This is a genomic window from Pseudomonas prosekii, from assembly GCF_900105155.1.
In the GTDB taxonomy this organism is placed as follows: Bacteria; Pseudomonadota; Gammaproteobacteria; order Pseudomonadales; family Pseudomonadaceae; genus Aquipseudomonas; species Aquipseudomonas prosekii.
In genome coordinates this window covers 2,667,872-2,684,028 of the sequence record NZ_LT629762.1, presented here as the reverse complement: position 1 = coordinate 2,684,028, position 16,157 = coordinate 2,667,872, and the positions used below count along the sequence as shown (strand labels likewise).

The 16,157-nt window shown below is 60.8% G+C and carries 1 protein-coding gene; it reads right to left on the bottom strand.

Features of this window, described 5'->3' with window-relative positions; translation table 11 throughout:
• Positions 1 to 37: 37 nt before the first annotated feature.
• On the bottom strand, positions 38 to 16,006 hold the full coding sequence (locus BLU01_RS12085; RefSeq protein ID WP_092275338.1) for a LapA family giant adhesin: 15,969 nt from the start codon (positions 16,004 to 16,006) through the stop codon (positions 38 to 40).
• Positions 16,007 to 16,157: the final 151 nt, after the last annotated feature.

Below are 16,157 nucleotides of genomic sequence, written 5' to 3'. Positions count from 1 at the left end.
ACGGCCGCCCGATTAAGGGCGGCCGTTTTACGCTGGATCAGCTGTTGTTGTGGTCGACTTTGATGGTCGGATCGCTACCGGCAATCAAGCTGTGCAAGTTGGCCGAAGACCAGTTGTTGCCTTCCAGTTTGATCGTCACGTCCGGCGAAGCAGCGGCAGCGTCGCCCGAATTGAACTTGCCGGCCGAGCTGACCTGCAACGACGACACGCCATCGACCGTGGAAATCTTCAGGAAGTTGTCGATGGTGCTGCCGGTCTCGCCCTGCAACAAATCGCGCAGGTCGATGCGGTCACCTTCGCTGGCCTTGAAGTCCTTGATCACGTCCGTGCCGGTGTCGCCCGACTTCCACACAAAGGTGTCGGCGCCCGAACCACCGATCAGAATGTCGTTGCCCGACCCGCCGATCAGCGTGTCGTTGCCGGTGCCGCCGAGCAGGATGTCATTGCCCTTGCCGCCATCGAGCAGGTCGTTGCCGCCCGAGCCGAACAGGATGTCATTGCCCGCGCCGCCCAGCAGTGTGTCGTTGCCGTCATGGGCGCCGGACACGTCGAACACGCTGTAATTCTCGGTGATGAACTGGTGCACGTTGCTGGTCGTGACTTTGCTGACTTCGACGCCGGTTTGCTGCGCGACGAACGCCTGCATCGCCTGATAACCCTCGCCGGCAATGCCGTTGAAGCTCACCAGATCGCCGAACAGGATGTCGTTGCCGTCACCGCCATTGACCGTGTCGGAACCTGGCAGCGTCGCTTCGGTGTGACCGATGATCGAGTTGGCCAGGTCTTTCGGATCGATGTTGGTTTGCGGCGTCTTGTCCGAGTCGTAAGGTTTCAGGTCGGCCAAGGTCACGTCTTTGTTGAGGCCGATGGCTTCAACCGTCGAAACCTTGTCCAGCAACGCGAAACCGACACCGGAGTTGTCGATCGCCGCGGTGCCCGTGCTGCTGCCGTTGCCATCGCGGTAGGACAGCTCATACGTGCCATTACCTTCGGCATGCAAAGTGCCCAACTCGGCGCTGCTCCAGTAACCGCCCCACGACGTTTTCCAGGTTTGCAGCGTCACTGTGCCGGCGGTGTCGATGCTCAGGTAGTGCGTGCTGTCCAGATAACCGGAGTAGTTCTGGCCCAACTTGTAGTTGGTGGTGGTGATGACGTCATCGAGCTTCACGTTGCCGAACAAAGTCGGGTTGGTTTGCTCGCCGCTCTGGTAATAGGTCGGCTTGCCGTCGGTGATGAAGTACGTGAGGTTGGTCGCCCCGCTGTTGGCCAGCGCGTCGGCGCTGAGGAACCAGTTGGCCGTGGTTTTGAACACGTCCTCGTAGTTGGTGCCGCCGCCGGACGCCATCGAATCCAGAACTGCTTTGAGCAGGATCAGCGCGTTCGGGTCGTTGAGGTTGACCGACACCGACTTGTTGACCTGGGTGTCGAAGTCCGCCAGGAACACGTTCACGGTGCCCGAGTTGCCGCCCATGCTTTGCTTGAGCGTGTTGAACACGGTGGTCAGCGAGTTCTTCGCGGCGGTGATCGAGGCGCTGCTCATGCTGCCCGAACTGTCGACCATGAACGCGATGTTGTAGTTGGTGCCCGGCACCACGGTCAGGCCACCGATGTCGCCGACAATAATGTCGTTGCCGTCAGTGCCCGTCACCGTGTCGCTGCCGGCGGTGCCTGTGATCGCGGTGTAATTGGCTGGGAACACGGTGACCGGAATCTGCGCCGTGGATACCGCCGAACCACCCAGTGCCTCGGTCGAGGTCGAGGTCACGGTCAGGTTGAACTGGCCGTTGTAGTACGGCGGCGGTGTCACGGTCAGTGTGCCGAGGTTCCAGCCAGTGACGTTGGCTTCTCCGGATGTCGCGCTGGCGGTGAAGGTGTGGCCCGCGCCGTCGGTCAGCACCGAACCTGCCGGGATGCCGCTGATTTTCACGCTCAGGCTTTCGGAGCCGTCGGTGTCGGTCAGCGCAGTTTTCACCGCAGACAAATGCACGCTGGTGCCTTCGGCGCCGGTGTTGAGTTTGTAGCCGTCGTAGTAACCCTCACCGTTGCTGCCGTGCAGATCGGAAACGGTCACGCCGGAAGCGGCGAGGTCGGCGATGCCGGTGTAGAGCGGCACGCCAGCGCTGCTCAGATCGACCGCCGCGGCGCCATTCACCGACAGGTTGACGTCGTAGCTGCCCGGGCCGCTCTGGTTGTGGTGGTAGATGTCCAGGGTGTAGTAACCGCTGGCGGTCGGCGTGTACGAGCCACTCAAAGTGCCGCCCGCGCCCCACAGGGCCGATGCGACGTTTTTGCCGCCAATGGTCACCAGCAAACTGTCATCGCCGGTGCCGCTGAAGCTGTAGGTCTTGCCGGCTTCGAGGTAGATCAGGCCGGACGTTTTCGAGGCCGTGCCGGCGTTGACGCTGCCGTCGGACTGAACGTTGGTCACGGTGGTGCTGGAGTTCGGGGTGCCCGCCGCGTCGATCACTGCTTTGAGTGTCGCCGAAGGTGCGCCGCTGCCGTCGGTGCCGAGGCCCGACAGGCCGGTCCAGACTTCCTTGATCAGGCCGGTGGATCGCACGGCGTTATCGGCGACGGTCAGGGTCGGTGCATCGGCCACTGGCGTGATGTCGATCTTGATGGTGCCGGTGTTGCCCAACAATTGGCCGTCGGTTGGCTGGAACTTGATCTGCGCGTAATCCGCCTGATTGTTGCCCAGGCCGGTGCCGCCGTAGCCGTTGGTGCCGGACTCGTTGGTGTCCGGGGTGAAACGCAACTTGCCGGCGTCGATGTCAGCCTTGCTGATGGTCTGGTTGTTGCTGACGTCGGTCCAGGTCGAGCCGTTCAGGTACTGCAACTTGCCTTCGACCGGCAGGCCGGTGATTTTCACACCGAGGCTCGCGGCCGGGCTGTCGACATCGCTGACGCCGAAAGTCGACCAGCCGATTACCAGCGGGGTGTCTTCGGTGCCGGTGACGTTGACCGGTGCAGCGGTCGGCGCGTCGTTGACGGCGACCACGTTAACGGTGGTCGTGGCGACGTTGGAGTAGTTGCCGCCATCGGTCACGGTCACTGTGATAGTGCGCGGTACGGTGCTCGGGTTTTCACTGTTGTTGGTGAAGCTGATGTTCTTGATCTGCTGCATGTAATCGGCCAGCGACGCGGTGCCCGACAAGGTCAGCGTCACGGTGCCGTTGGTGCTGTTGGCATTGATGCTGATGCCGTTGACGTTGTTGCCCAGGTTCAGCGAATCGCCGTCCTGACGGTTGGTCAGCACGATGGTCGCACCGGTCAGCATGGTGCTGTCCGGGTCGGTGATTTTTAGATCGGTGTCAGCAATCGACACGCCTTGGCCGGTGGTGCCTTCGGTGAAGGTCACGTTGTAGTTGGCCCCGGTGGCGCCGCTGGAATTGTTCGCGTCCAGATCGATGACCGGCGGTGCGTCGTTGTCGATGATCGAGGTGCTGACGCTGCCGTTGGAAGCGCTGATCGCCAGGTTTTCGAAGTTGCCACCGACCGCCGAATCGATTTTGACCACGAAGTTTTCAGTGCCTTCGGTGATCTTGTCGTCGATCGTCGCCACGTTGAAATTGGCGCTGCTGGCGCCCGCCGGGATTTTCACGGTGTACACACCGGTGAAGTCCGAACCGTCGGCGGCGGTGCCGCTGTAGACGATTTTCAGCGTCACTTCGGTCTGCGCCGGGTGCGTCAGGCTGACGGTGTAGCTGGCGGTCTGACCTTCGGTCACCGAGCTGCTGCCGGTGATGCTGACTTCAGCCCGGTCGATGGTGTCGGTGACGGCGGTCACGGCCGGCACACTGCTTTTCACCAGGTTCTCGAAGTTGCCACCGGTGGCGCTGGTGATGGTCGCTTGAACCGAACCGGCATCCTTGTAAACGTCATCGGCAGGTGCTGCAACGTTGACCGTGCCGGAAGTTTTGCCGGCCTCGATGGTGATCACTGCGCCGTTGCTCAGCGTCACGGTCACTGGCGTGCCAGCAGCATTGGTCAGGGTCGCGGTGTAGGTGATCTGGCCACCTTCGGCTACCGAGTTGGTGGCGCTCAGCGACAGATTGGTGGTGTCGACCACGTCGGTCACGGTGGTGCTGACCGGCGTTTTGTCGGCGACCAGGTTTTCGTAGTTGCCGCCCGTCACGTTGGTGATCGAGTTGGTCAGCGGTGCGTGACCGGCCAGCGCGTCGTTTGGCGCGAGGGTAGTAACGGTGCCGACGGTTTTGCCAAGTTCAATCGTGATCGTCTGACCATTAGCCAACGATACGGTGACCGGGCTGCCGGTAACTGGCTGGCCGACGGTCGCGGTGTAAGTGACAGTGCCGCCCTCAGCCGCAGTGCCGGTTGCAGTCAGTTTGACGGTCGAAGTGTCGATCGTGTCAGTGACGCTGGTAACGGCAGGAACAGTGCTCGGCACCAGGTTCTCGAAGTTTCCGCCAGTTGCGCCAGTGATGGTTGCCTGAACGGAACCCGCATCTTTGTAGACGTCGTCAGACGGCGCTGGCACGGTCGCGGTGCCGGAGGTTTTGCCGGCGTCGATGGTGATCACTGCACCGTTGCTCAGCGTAACGGTCACTGGTGTGCCAGCAGCGTTGGTCAGGGTTGCGGTGTAAACAATCGAGCCACCTTCAGCCACGGAACCGGTAGCGCTGAGCGACAGATTGGTGGTGTCGACGGTGTCAGTGATCGTGGTCGAAACCGGCGTTTTGTCGGCAACCAAGTTTTCGTAGTTGCCGCCCGTCACGTTGGTGATCGAATTGGTCAGCGGCGCGTGACCGGCCAACGCGTCGTTTGGCGCGATAGTGGTGACGGTGCCGACGGTTTTGCCGATCTCGATGGTGATCGACTGGCCGTTGGCGAGCGACACGGTGACCGGGCTGCCAGTCACTGGCTGGCCGACGGTCGCGGTGTAGGTGACGGTTCCACCTTCAGCAGCGGTGCCGGTTGCAGTCAGTTTGACGGTCGAGGTGTCGATCGTGTCGGTGACGTTGGTGATTGCTGGCGCGGTGCTTGGGACCAGGTTCTCGAAGTTGCCACCAGTCGCGCCGGTGATGGTTGCCTGAACGGAACCCGCATCTTTGTAGACGTCGTCGGACGGCGCTGGCACGGTCGCGGTGCCGGAGGTTTTGCCGGCGTCGATGGTGATCACAGCACCGTTGCTCAACGTAACGGTGACTGGCGAACCAGCGGCGTTGGTCAGAGTGGCGGTGTAAACAATCGAGCCACCTTCAGCGACCGAGTTGGTTGCGCTCAGCGACAGGTTGGTGGTGTCGACGGTGTCAGTGATCGTGGTCGAAACCGGGGTTTTGTCGGCAACCAAGTTCTCGTAGTTGCCGCCCGTCACGTTGGTGATCGAGTTGGTCAGCGGCGCGTGACCGGCCAACGCGTCGTTTGGCGCGAGGGTGGTGACGGTGCCGACGGTTTTGCCGAGTTCAATCGTGATCGTTTGGCCGTTGGCGAGCGATACGGTGACCGGGCTGCCGGTGACTGGTTGGCCGACGGTGGCGGTGTAGGTGACGGTGCCACCTTCAGCGGCGGTGCCGGTGGCGGTCAGTTTGACCGTCGAAGTGTCGATCGTGTCGGTGACGTTGGTGATTGCTGGCGCGGTGCTTGGGACCAAGTTCTCGAAGTTGCCACCGGTTGCGGTTTTGATCGTTGCCTGAACAGAGCCGGCGTCTTTGTAGACGTCGTCAGACGGCGCTGGCACGGTCGCGGTGCCGGAGGTTTTGCCGGCGTCGATGGTGATCACTGCACCGTTGCTCAGCGTAACGGTCACTGGTGTGCCAGCGGCGTTGGTCAGAGTGGCGGTGTAAACAATCGAGCCACCTTCAGCCACCGAATCTGTAGCCGACAGGCTGAGGTTCGTGGTGTCCGTGGTATCGGTAACCGTCGTATCCGCCGGTTTGCCGTCAACTTCCAGCTTCTCGTAGTTGCCGCCCGTCGCGTCGTCGATTTTCACGCTCAACGAAGCGCCGCCCGCCAAGGCGTCGTTCGGTGCAACGAAGTTGACGAAGCCGCTGCTCGCGCCGACCGGGATAGTGATCGTCTGGCCGTTGGACAGCGTGACGACCACTGGCGAATCGGTCACTGGCGCCGAAACGGAAGCGGTGTAAACGACGGTGCCGCCTTCAGCGACGCTCGATGTCGCGGTGAGGCTGACGGTCGACGTGTCGATGGTATCCGTCACAGTTGTGACTGCAGCTACTGGGCTGGTGACCAGGTTTTCGAAGTTACCGCCGGTTGATTCCTTGATCGTGGCTTCGACTTTACCGGCGTCTTTGTAGACGTCATCGGCCGGAGCGGCGAAGGCTACGGAACCGCTGGTGGCGCCGGCTGCGATAAGGATGATCGCGCCGTTGCTCAGCGTCACCGTCATCGGTGTGCCGGTGGCATTGGTCAGGTTGGCGGTGTAGACGATCGAGCCGCCCTCGGCGACGGAGTTGGTCGCGCTCAGGCTTAGGGTCGTGGTGTCGGCGGTGTCGGTCACGGTGGTGGTGACCGGGGTGTTATCGGCGACGAGGTTTTCGTAGTTGCCGCCGGTTACGCCGGTGATCGAGTTGTTCAGAGCGGCTTGGCCGACCAACGCATCGTTCGGTGCGACGAAGTTGACGGTGCCGGTGGTGTTGCCGACTTCGATGGTGATCGTCTGACCATTCGCCAACGACACGGTGACCGGGCTGCCAGTCACTGGCTGGCCAACGGTAGCGGTGTAGGTGACGGTGCCACCTTCAGCGACGGAATCAGTGGCGGTCAGTTTGACGGTCGAGGTGTCGATGGTGTCCGTGACTTCGGTGACTGCTGGAACGGTGCTCGGTACCAAGTTCTCAAAGTTGCCGCCAGTCGCGCCAGTGATCGTTGCCTGAACGGAGCCGGCATCTTTGTAGACGTCATCGGTCGGTGCTGCAACGGTCGCGGTGCCGGAGGTTTTGCCGGCGTCGATGGTGATCACCGCGCCGTTCGACAGAGTTACTGTCACTGGCGAACCAGCGGCGTTGGTCAACGTGGCGGTGTAAACAATCGAACCACCTTCAGCGACCGAACCGGTCGCGCTGAGCGACAGATTAGTGGTGTCGGCGGTATCAGTGACCGTGGTGGTGACCGGAGTGGCGTCGGCTACGAGGTTCTCGTAGTTGCCGCCAGTCACGCCGGTGATCGAGTTGTTCAGCGCCGCTTGGCCTACCAATGCGTCATTCGGTGCGACGAAGTTGACGGTGCCGGTGGTGTTGCCGACTTCGATGGTGATCGTCTGACCATTCGCCAACGACACGGTAACAGGGCTGCCAGTGACTGGCTGGCCAACGGTTGCGGTGTAGGTAACGGTGCCGCCCTCAGCGACGGAATCAGTCGCGGTCAGTTTGACCGTCGAGGTGTCGATGGTATCGGTAACTTCGGTGACTGCTGGGGCGGTGCTCGGTACCAGGTTTTCGAAGTTGCCGCCAGTTGCGCCAGTGATCGTTGCCTGAACGGAGCCGGCGTCCTTGTAGACGTCGTCGGTCGGTGCAGCAACGGTCGCGGTGCCGAAGGTTTTTCCGGCGTCGATGGTGATCACAGCACCGTTCGACAGGGTCACGGTGACCGGAGAGCCAGCCGCATTGGTCAGGGTCGCGGTGTAGACAATCGAACCACCTTCAGCGACGGAACCGGTAGCGCTCAGCGACAGATTGGTGGTGTCGGCGGTATCAGTGACCGTTGTGGTGACTGGGGTGTTATCGGCTACTAGGTTTTCGTAGTTGCCGCCGGTTACGCCGGTGATCGAGTTGTTCAGCGCCGCTTGGCCTACCAACGCATCGTTCGGTGCTACTAAGTTGACGGTGCCAGTGGTGTTGCCAACTTCGATGGTGATGGTTTGGCCGTTGGCCAACGACACGGTGACCGGGCTGCCAGTCACTGGCTGGCCGACGGTTGCGGTGTAAACCACCGTGCCGCCTTCAGCGACGCTGTCAGTGGCGGTCAGTTTGACCGTCGAGGTGTCGATGGTGTCCGTGACTTCGGTGACTGCTGGAACAGTGCTAGGCACTAGGTTCTCGAAGTTTCCGCCAGTTGCGCCGGTGATCGTTGCCTGAACCGAACCGGCATCTTTGTAGACGTCATCGGTCGGTGCAGCAACAGTCGCGGTGCCGAAGGTTTTGCCAGCATCAATGGTGATTACAGCGCCGTTCGACAGAGTTACTGTCACTGGCGAACCAGCGGCGTTAGTCAACGTCGCGGTGTAAACAATCGAGCCGCCTTCAGCGACGGAACCGGTAGCGCTCAGCGACAGATTGGTGGTGTCGACGGTGTCGGTCACGGTGGTGGTGACCGGGGTGTTATCGGCTACGAGGTTTTCGTAGTTGCCGCCGGTTACGCCGGTGATCGAGTTGTTCAGAGCGGCTTGGCCGACCAACGCATCGTTTGGCGCAACGAAGTTGACGCTGCCAGTGGTGTTGCCAACTTCGATGGTGATGGTTTGGCCATTCGCCAACGACACAGTCACCGGGCTGCCGGTTACTGGCTGGCCCACGGTCGCGGTGTAAACCACGGTGCCACCTTCACCGACGGAATCAGTTGCGGTCAGTTTGACCGTCGAAGTGTCGATGGTATCGGTCACTTCGGTAACTGCTGGGGCGGTGCTCGGCACCAGGTTCTCGAAGTTGCCGCCGGTCGCCGAAGTGATGGTCGCCTGGACAGAGCCGGCGTCTTTGTAGACGTCATCGGTCGGTGCAGCAACGGTCGCGGTGCCAAAGGTTTTGCCGGCATCGATGGTGATCACTGCGCCGTTCGACAAGGTCACGGTGACCGGAGAGCCAGCCGCATTTGTCAGCGTGGCGGTATAAACAATCGAACCGCCTTCAGCGACCGAACCGGTCGCGCTGAGCGACAGATTGGTGGTGTCGGCGGTATCAGTGACCGCAGTGGTGACCGGGGTGTTATCGGCTACGAGGTTCTCGTAGTTGCCGCCGGTTACGCCGGTGATCGAGTTGTTCAGCGCCGCTTGGCCGACCAACGCGTCATTCGGTGCAACGAAGTTGACAGTACCGGTGGTGTTGCCGACTTCGATGGTGATGGTTTGGCCGTTGGCCAACGACACGGTCACCGGGCTGCCAGTCACTGGCTGGCCGACGGTTGCGGTGTAAACCACTGTGCCGCCTTCAGCGACGGAATCAGTCGCGGTCAGCTTGACCGTCGAGGTGTCGATGGTGTCCGTGACTTCGGTGACTGCTGGAACAGTGCTTGGCACCAGGTTCTCGAAGTTGCCGCCAGTTGCGCCAGTGATCGTTGCCTGAACCGAACCGGCATCTTTGTAGACGTCATCGGTCGGTGCAGCAACAGTCGCGGTACCGGAGGTTTTGCCGGCGTCGATGGTGATCACCGCGCCGTTCGACAGAGTTACTGTCACTGGCGAACCAGCGGCATTGGTCAGGGTCGCGGTGTAGACAATCGACCCGCCCTCGGCGACGGAGTTTGTCGCGCTCAGGCTGAGGGTCGTGGTGTCGGCGGTGTCGGTCACGGTGGTGGTGACCGGAGTGGCGTCGGCTACGAGGTTTTCGTAGTTGCCGCCGGTTACGCCGGTGATCGAGTTGTTCAGAGCGGCCTGACCGACCAACGCATCGTTTGGTGCGACGAAGTTGACGGTGCCGGTGGTGTTGCCGACTTCGATGGTGATGGTTTGGCCATTCGCCAACGACACGGTCACCGGGCTGCCAGTCACTGGCTGGCCGACGGTTGCGGTGTAAACCACTGTGCCGCCTTCAGCGACGGAATCAGTCGCGGTCAGCTTGACCGTCGAGGTGTCGATGGTGTCCGTGACTTCGGTGACTGCTGGAACAGTGCTTGGCACCAGGTTCTCGAAGTTGCCGCCAGTCGCGCCAGTGATGGTTGCCTGAACCGAGCCGGCGTCTTTGTAGACGTCATCGGTCGGTGCAGCAACAGTCGCGGTGCCGAAGGTTTTGCCGGCGTCGATGGTGATCACCGCGCCGTTCGACAGAGTTACGGTAACTGGCGAGCCAGCCGCATTGGTCAACGTCGCGGTGTAAACAATCGAGCCACCTTCAGCGACCGAACCGGTAGCGCTGAGCGACAGATTGGTGGTGTCGGCGGTATCAGTGACCGTGGTGGTGACCGGAGTGGCGTCGGCTACGAGGTTCTCGTAGTTGCCGCCAGTCACACCAGTGATCGAATTGTTCAGCGCCGCTTGACCGACCAATGCATCGTTCGGTGCGACGAAGTTCACGGTGCCGGTGGTGTTGCCGACTTCGATGGTGATGGTTTGGCCGTTGGCCAACGACACGGTCACCGGGCTGCCAGTCACTGGCTGGCCGACGGTGGCGGTGTAAACCACTGTGCCGCCTTCAGCAACGCTATCGGTAGCGGTCAGTTTGACCGTCGAAGTGTCGATGGTATCGGTGACTTCGGTAACGGCCGGAACGGTGCTCGGTACCAGGTTCTCGAAGTTGCCGCCAGTTGCGCCAGTGATCGTTGCCTGAACCGAGCCGGCATCTTTGTAGACGTCATCGGTCGGTGCAGCAACGGTCGCGGTGCCAAAGGTTTTACCCGCATCGATGGTGATTACCGCACCGTTCGACAAGGTAACGGTAACCGGCGAACCAGCGGCGTTAGTCAACGTCGCGGTGTAAACAATCGAACCACCTTCAGCGACCGAACCGGTCGCGCTCAGCGACAAGTTAGTGGTGTCGGTAGTGTCGGTCACGGTGGTGGTGACTGGGGTGTTATCGGCGACGAGGTTTTCGTAGTTGCCGCCGGTTACGCCGGTGATCGAGTTGTTCAGAGCGGCCTGACCGACCAACGCATCGTTTGGTGCGACGAAGTTGACGGTGCCGGTGGTGTTGCCGACTTCGATGGTGATGGTTTGGCCATTCGCCAACGACACAGTAACCGGGCTGCCAGTGACTGGCTGGCCGACGGTCGCGGTGTAAACAACCGTTCCGCCTTCACTCACGCTATCGGTAGCGGTCAGTTTGACCGTCGAAGTGTCGATGGTATCGGTCACTTCGGTAACTGCTGGGGCGGTGCTTGGCACCAGGTTCTCGAAGTTGCCGCCAGTCGCGCCAGTGATCGTTGCCTGAACCGAGCCGGCATCTTTGTAGACGTCATCGGTCGGTGCTGCAACGGTCGCGGTGCCAAAGGTTTTGCCGGCGTCGATGGTGATTACCGCGCCGTTCGACAGAGTTACTGTCACTGGCGAACCAGCGGCGTTGGTCAGGGTGGCGGTGTAGACGATCGACCCGCCCTCGGCGACGGAGTTGGTCGCGCTCAGGCTGAGGGTCGTGGTGTCGGCGGTATCGGTCACGGTGGTGGTGACTGGGGTGTTATCGGCTACGAGGTTCTCGTAGTTGCCGCCGGTTACGCCGGTGATCGAGTTGTTGAGAGCTGCCTGGCCGACCAGTGCGTCATTCGGTGCAACGAAGTTGACAGTACCGGTGGTGTTGCCGACTTCGATGGTGATGGTTTGGCCATTCGCCAACGACACAGTCACCGGGCTGCCGGTTACTGGCTGGCCGACGGTCGCGGTGTAAACCAAGGTGCCGCCTTCAGCAACGGAATCAGTCGCGGTCAGTTTGACCGTGGAAGTATCGATGGTATCGGTCACTTCGGTAATTGCTGGAACCGTGCTCGGCACCAAATTCTCGAAGTCGCCACCAGTCGCGCCAGTGATGGTTGCCTGAACCGAGCCGGCGTCTTTGTAGACGTCATCGGTCGGTGCAGCAACAGTCGCGGTGCCGAAGGTTTTGCCGGCGTCGATGGTGATCACCGCGCCGTTCGACAGAGTTACGGTAACTGGCGAGCCAGCCGCATTGGTCAACGTCGCGGTGTAAACAATCGAGCCACCTTCAGCGACCGAACCGGTAGCGCTGAGCGACAGATTGGTGGTGTCGGCGGTATCAGTGACCGTGGTGGTGACCGGAGTGGCGTCGGCTACGAGGTTCTCGTAGTTGCCGCCAGTCACACCAGTGATCGAATTGTTCAGCGCCGCTTGACCGACCAATGCATCGTTCGGTGCGGCGAAGTTGACAGTACCGGTGGTGTTGCCGACTTCGATGGTGATCGTCTGGCCGTTGGCCAACGACACAGTAACCGGGCTGCCAGTGACTGGCTGGCCGACGGTCGCGGTGTAAACCACGGTGCCGCCTTCAGCGACGCTATCGGTAGCGGTCAGTTTGACCGTCGAGGTGTCGATGGTATCGGTCACTTCGGTAACGGCCGGAACGGTGCTTGGCACCAGGTTCTCAAAGCTGCCGCCAGTCGCGCCAGTGATGGTTGCCTGGACAGAACCCGCATCTTTGTAGACGTCATCGCTCGGTGCCGCAACGGTCGCGGTACCAACGGTTTTACCCGCATCGATGGTGATCACCGCGCCGTTCGACAGAGTTACTGTCACTGGCGAACCAGCGGCGTTAGTCAGTGTCGCCGTGTAAACAATCGAGCCACCTTCAGCCACCGAGTCAGTCGCGCTCAGGCTCAGGTTGGTCGTGTCCTGGGTATCGGTAACCGCGGTGTCAGCCGGTTTGCCGTCGATATCCAGCTTCTCGTAATTGCCGCCCTGCGCGTCATCAATCTTGACGCTCAGCGAGCTGCCACCGGCCAATGCATCGTTCGGGGCAACGAAGTCCACGGTGCCGGAACTGGCGCCAACCGGGATGGTGATGGTCTGGCCGTTCGACAAGGTCACGACGACGGGCGCGCCGGTGACCGGCGCGGTTACGGACGCGGTGTAGACGACGGTGCCGCCCTCGGCGACGCTCGGAGTGGCGGTCAGCGAAACGGTGCTGGTGTCGATGGTGTCGGCGACGTTGGTCACGGCCGCAGCCGGGTTGGTGATTAGATTTTCGAAGTTGCCGCCACTGGCGTCGGTGATGGTCGCTTCGACTTTGCCGGCGTCTTTATAGACGTCATCGGCCGGGGCCGCGACGGTCACCAAGCCGCTGGTGGCGCCGGCCGCGATGGTGATCACCGCGCCGTTGCTCAGGGTGACGGTGACTGGCGTGCCGGCAGCGTTGGTCAGGTTGGCGGTGTAGACAATCGAACCGCCCTCGGCCACATCGGTGGACGCCGAGAGGCTCAGGCCGGTGTTGTCGATCGAGTCGGTGATGGTGGTCAGCGCCGGCTCGGTACTCGGGGTCAGTTGCTCGAAATTACCGCCAGTGGTGCCGGTTATCGTCGTGCTGACGGTGCTGCCATTGTTGTAGACGTCGTTTTGCGCAGTGTTGACGATGACGCTGCCGGTGGTGTTGCCGGCGTCGATGGTGATGACCGAGCCATTGCTCAAGGTCACGGTCATCGGCGTGCCGGCCGGGTTGGTCAATGTTGCGGTGTACGTGATCTGGCCGCCTTCGACGACAGTTCCGGTGGCGGTGAGGCTCAGGCCGGTGTTGTCGACCGAATCGGTAATGGTCGTGACGGCTGGTGTCGGGTTCGGCACCAGGTTTTCAAAGTTGCCACCGGTGGTGCCAGTGATCGTGGTGCTGACGGTGCTGCCGTTCTGATAGACATCATTGGCGGCGGTTGGAACATCAACGGTGCCGGTGGTTTTGCCGGCGTCGATGGTGATGGTCGAACCGTTGGACAGAGTCACGGTAACCGGCGTTTGCGCTGCGTTGGTCAGCGTGGCGGTGTAGGTGATCTGGCCGCCTTCGGTGACTGTCGAACCTGCCGTCAAAGTGACGGTGGTGGTGTCGACCGAATCGGTAATAGTGGTTACCGCTGGCGTTGGGTTCGGCACCAGGTTTTCGAAGTTGCCACCGGTAGTGCCAGTGATCGTGGTGCTGACCGTGCTGCCGTTCTGATAAACATCATTGGCCGCCGTCGGAACATCTACAGTGCCGGTGGTTTTACCGGCGTCGATGGTGATGGTCGAACCGTTGGACAGAGTCACGGTAACCGGCGTCTGCGCTGCGTTGGTCAGCGTGGCGGTGTAGGTGATCTGGCCGCCTTCGGTGACTGTCGAACCTGCCGTCAAAGTGACGGTGGTGTTGTCGACCGAATCGGTAATAGTGGTTACCGCTGGCGTCGGGTTCGGCACCAGGTTTTCGAAGTTGCCACCGGTAGTGCCGGTAATCGTGGTGCTGACGGTGCTGCCGTTTTGATAGACATCATTGGCGGCGGTTGGAACATCAACGGTGCCAGTGGTTTTACCAGCGTCGATGGTGATGGTCGAACCGTTGGACAGAGTCACGGTAACCGGCGTTTGCGCTGCGTTGGTCAGCGTGGCGGTGTAGGTGATCTGGCCGCCTTCGGTGACTGTCGAACCTGCCGTCAAAGTAACGGTAGTGGTGTCGACCGAATCGGTAATAGTGGTTACCGCTGGCGTCGGGTTCGGCACCAGGTTTTCAAAGTTGCCACCAGTAGTGCCAGTGATCGTAGTACTGACAGTGCTGCCGTTCTGATAGACATCATTCGCAGCGGTAGGAACATCAACAGTCCCCGTAGTCTTGCCAGCATCAATAACAATCGTCGAACCATTCGACAGCGTGACCGTTACAGGCGTCTGCGCCGGATTAGTCAACGTAGCGGTGTAAGTAATCTGCCCGCCTTCAGTGACAGTGCCGCCCGCCGTCAAAGTAACGGTAGTGGTATCAACCGAATCAGTAATAGTCGTAACCGCTGGTACCGGATTCGGCACCAGGTTTTCAAAGTTGCCGCCAGTAGTGCCAGTGATCGTGGTGCTGACAGTGCTGCCATTGTTGTAAACGTCGTTGCCAGCGGTAGGAACATCAACAGTCCCCGTAGTCTTGCCAGCATCAATAACAATCGTCGAACCATTCGACAGCGTGACCGTTACCGGTGTCTGCGCCGGATTAGTCAGCGTAGCGGTATAAGTAATCTGCCCGCCTTCAGTGACGGTCCCACCCGCCGTCAAAGTAACGGTAGTGGTATCAACCGAATCAGTAATCGTCGTAACCGCTGGCGTCGGGTTCGGCACCAGGTTTTCAAAGTTGCCACCGGTAGTGCCAGTAATCGTGGTGCTGACAGTGCTGCCATTGTTGTAAACATCGTTGCCAGCGGTAGGGACATCAACAGTCCCCGTAGTCTTGCCAGCATCAATAACAATCGTCGAACCGTTCGACAGCGTGACCGTTACCGGCGTCTGCGCCGGATTAGTCAACGTGGCGGTGTAGGTAATCTGCCCGCCTTCAGTGACAGTGCCGCCCGCCGTCAAAGTAACGGTAGTGGTGTCGATAGTGTCGGTAACTTGAGTCGTCGCCGGCACGGTCGGCGGCGTGACAACGATGCCGTCGCCGCCGGTAGTGCCGACCACGCTGACGTCGATTTGAGTTGCGTCGTTATAAACAGTGTCGTTCGGCGCCAGTGGCACGTTGACGGTGCCGGTGGTCTGGCCGGCCGGAATGACGATCACTGAGCCATTGGACAAAGTGATGGTCAGGGCGGTGGTCGGCGCCTGGGTCAGGTTCGCGGTGTAAACCAGAACGCCGCCGGCCTCGGAGATGGTCGGCGTGGCGGTCAGGGTCAGGGTCGATGGCTGATCGACGATGGCGTTGTCGTTGCCAGTGTTGTTGGCATTAACGTTGTTGTCGGTTTGGCCAGCGACATCTTCCTGGGTGATCGCTGCTGCCGAGTCAATGCCCGCCGTCGGGAAACCAATAGTCGGGTCGACCCGGCCAGCGGTGGCGTCGAGCATGACAAAACTGTGGCCACCGCCGGCCGCGCCGCCATTACCTGCGGCGGTCGGGCCAGCTGCGGTGGCTTCGAGGTCTTGAGTCGGGTCGGCGCCGGCAACGATCGCCTGCTGCAATTCTTCAACCGATGGCGCGGCTTGCGCGGTGGCTTCCGCCAGATCGGTGCTGGAATCCGGATCGGTGCCGCTCCACTGAGTATCGCGGCCCAGATCGAGGGTACGGCCATCAGCCAATTCGAGCGAGACGGCGCCCGCAACACCAGTGTCTACCTGATCGCCAACAAACAGTCGGTCGCCTTCAACGAGTACGCGCCGGACGCCCTCTGGGGACACCACGAAAACCTGACCAACAATGCTTTTGACGATGGCAACAACACTGCTCATTGAAGACTCTCCGGGTGTCACGTTCAGTTGACTTCCATGGACCTGATGACGATTTCGTCAAAGCAGTCTGGACGTACTTATGTAGATTAGTTCATTAGTTTGACGCTATATTTCGTCAAATATTTGGCTATAGCTTTTGGCTATTTAGTTT

Coding starts and splice junctions, on each gene's coding strand:
- BLU01_RS12085 (WP_092275338.1), bottom strand. CDS start 16,006: ATGAGCAGTGTTGTTGCCATCGTCAAAAGCATTGTTGGTCAGGTTTTC.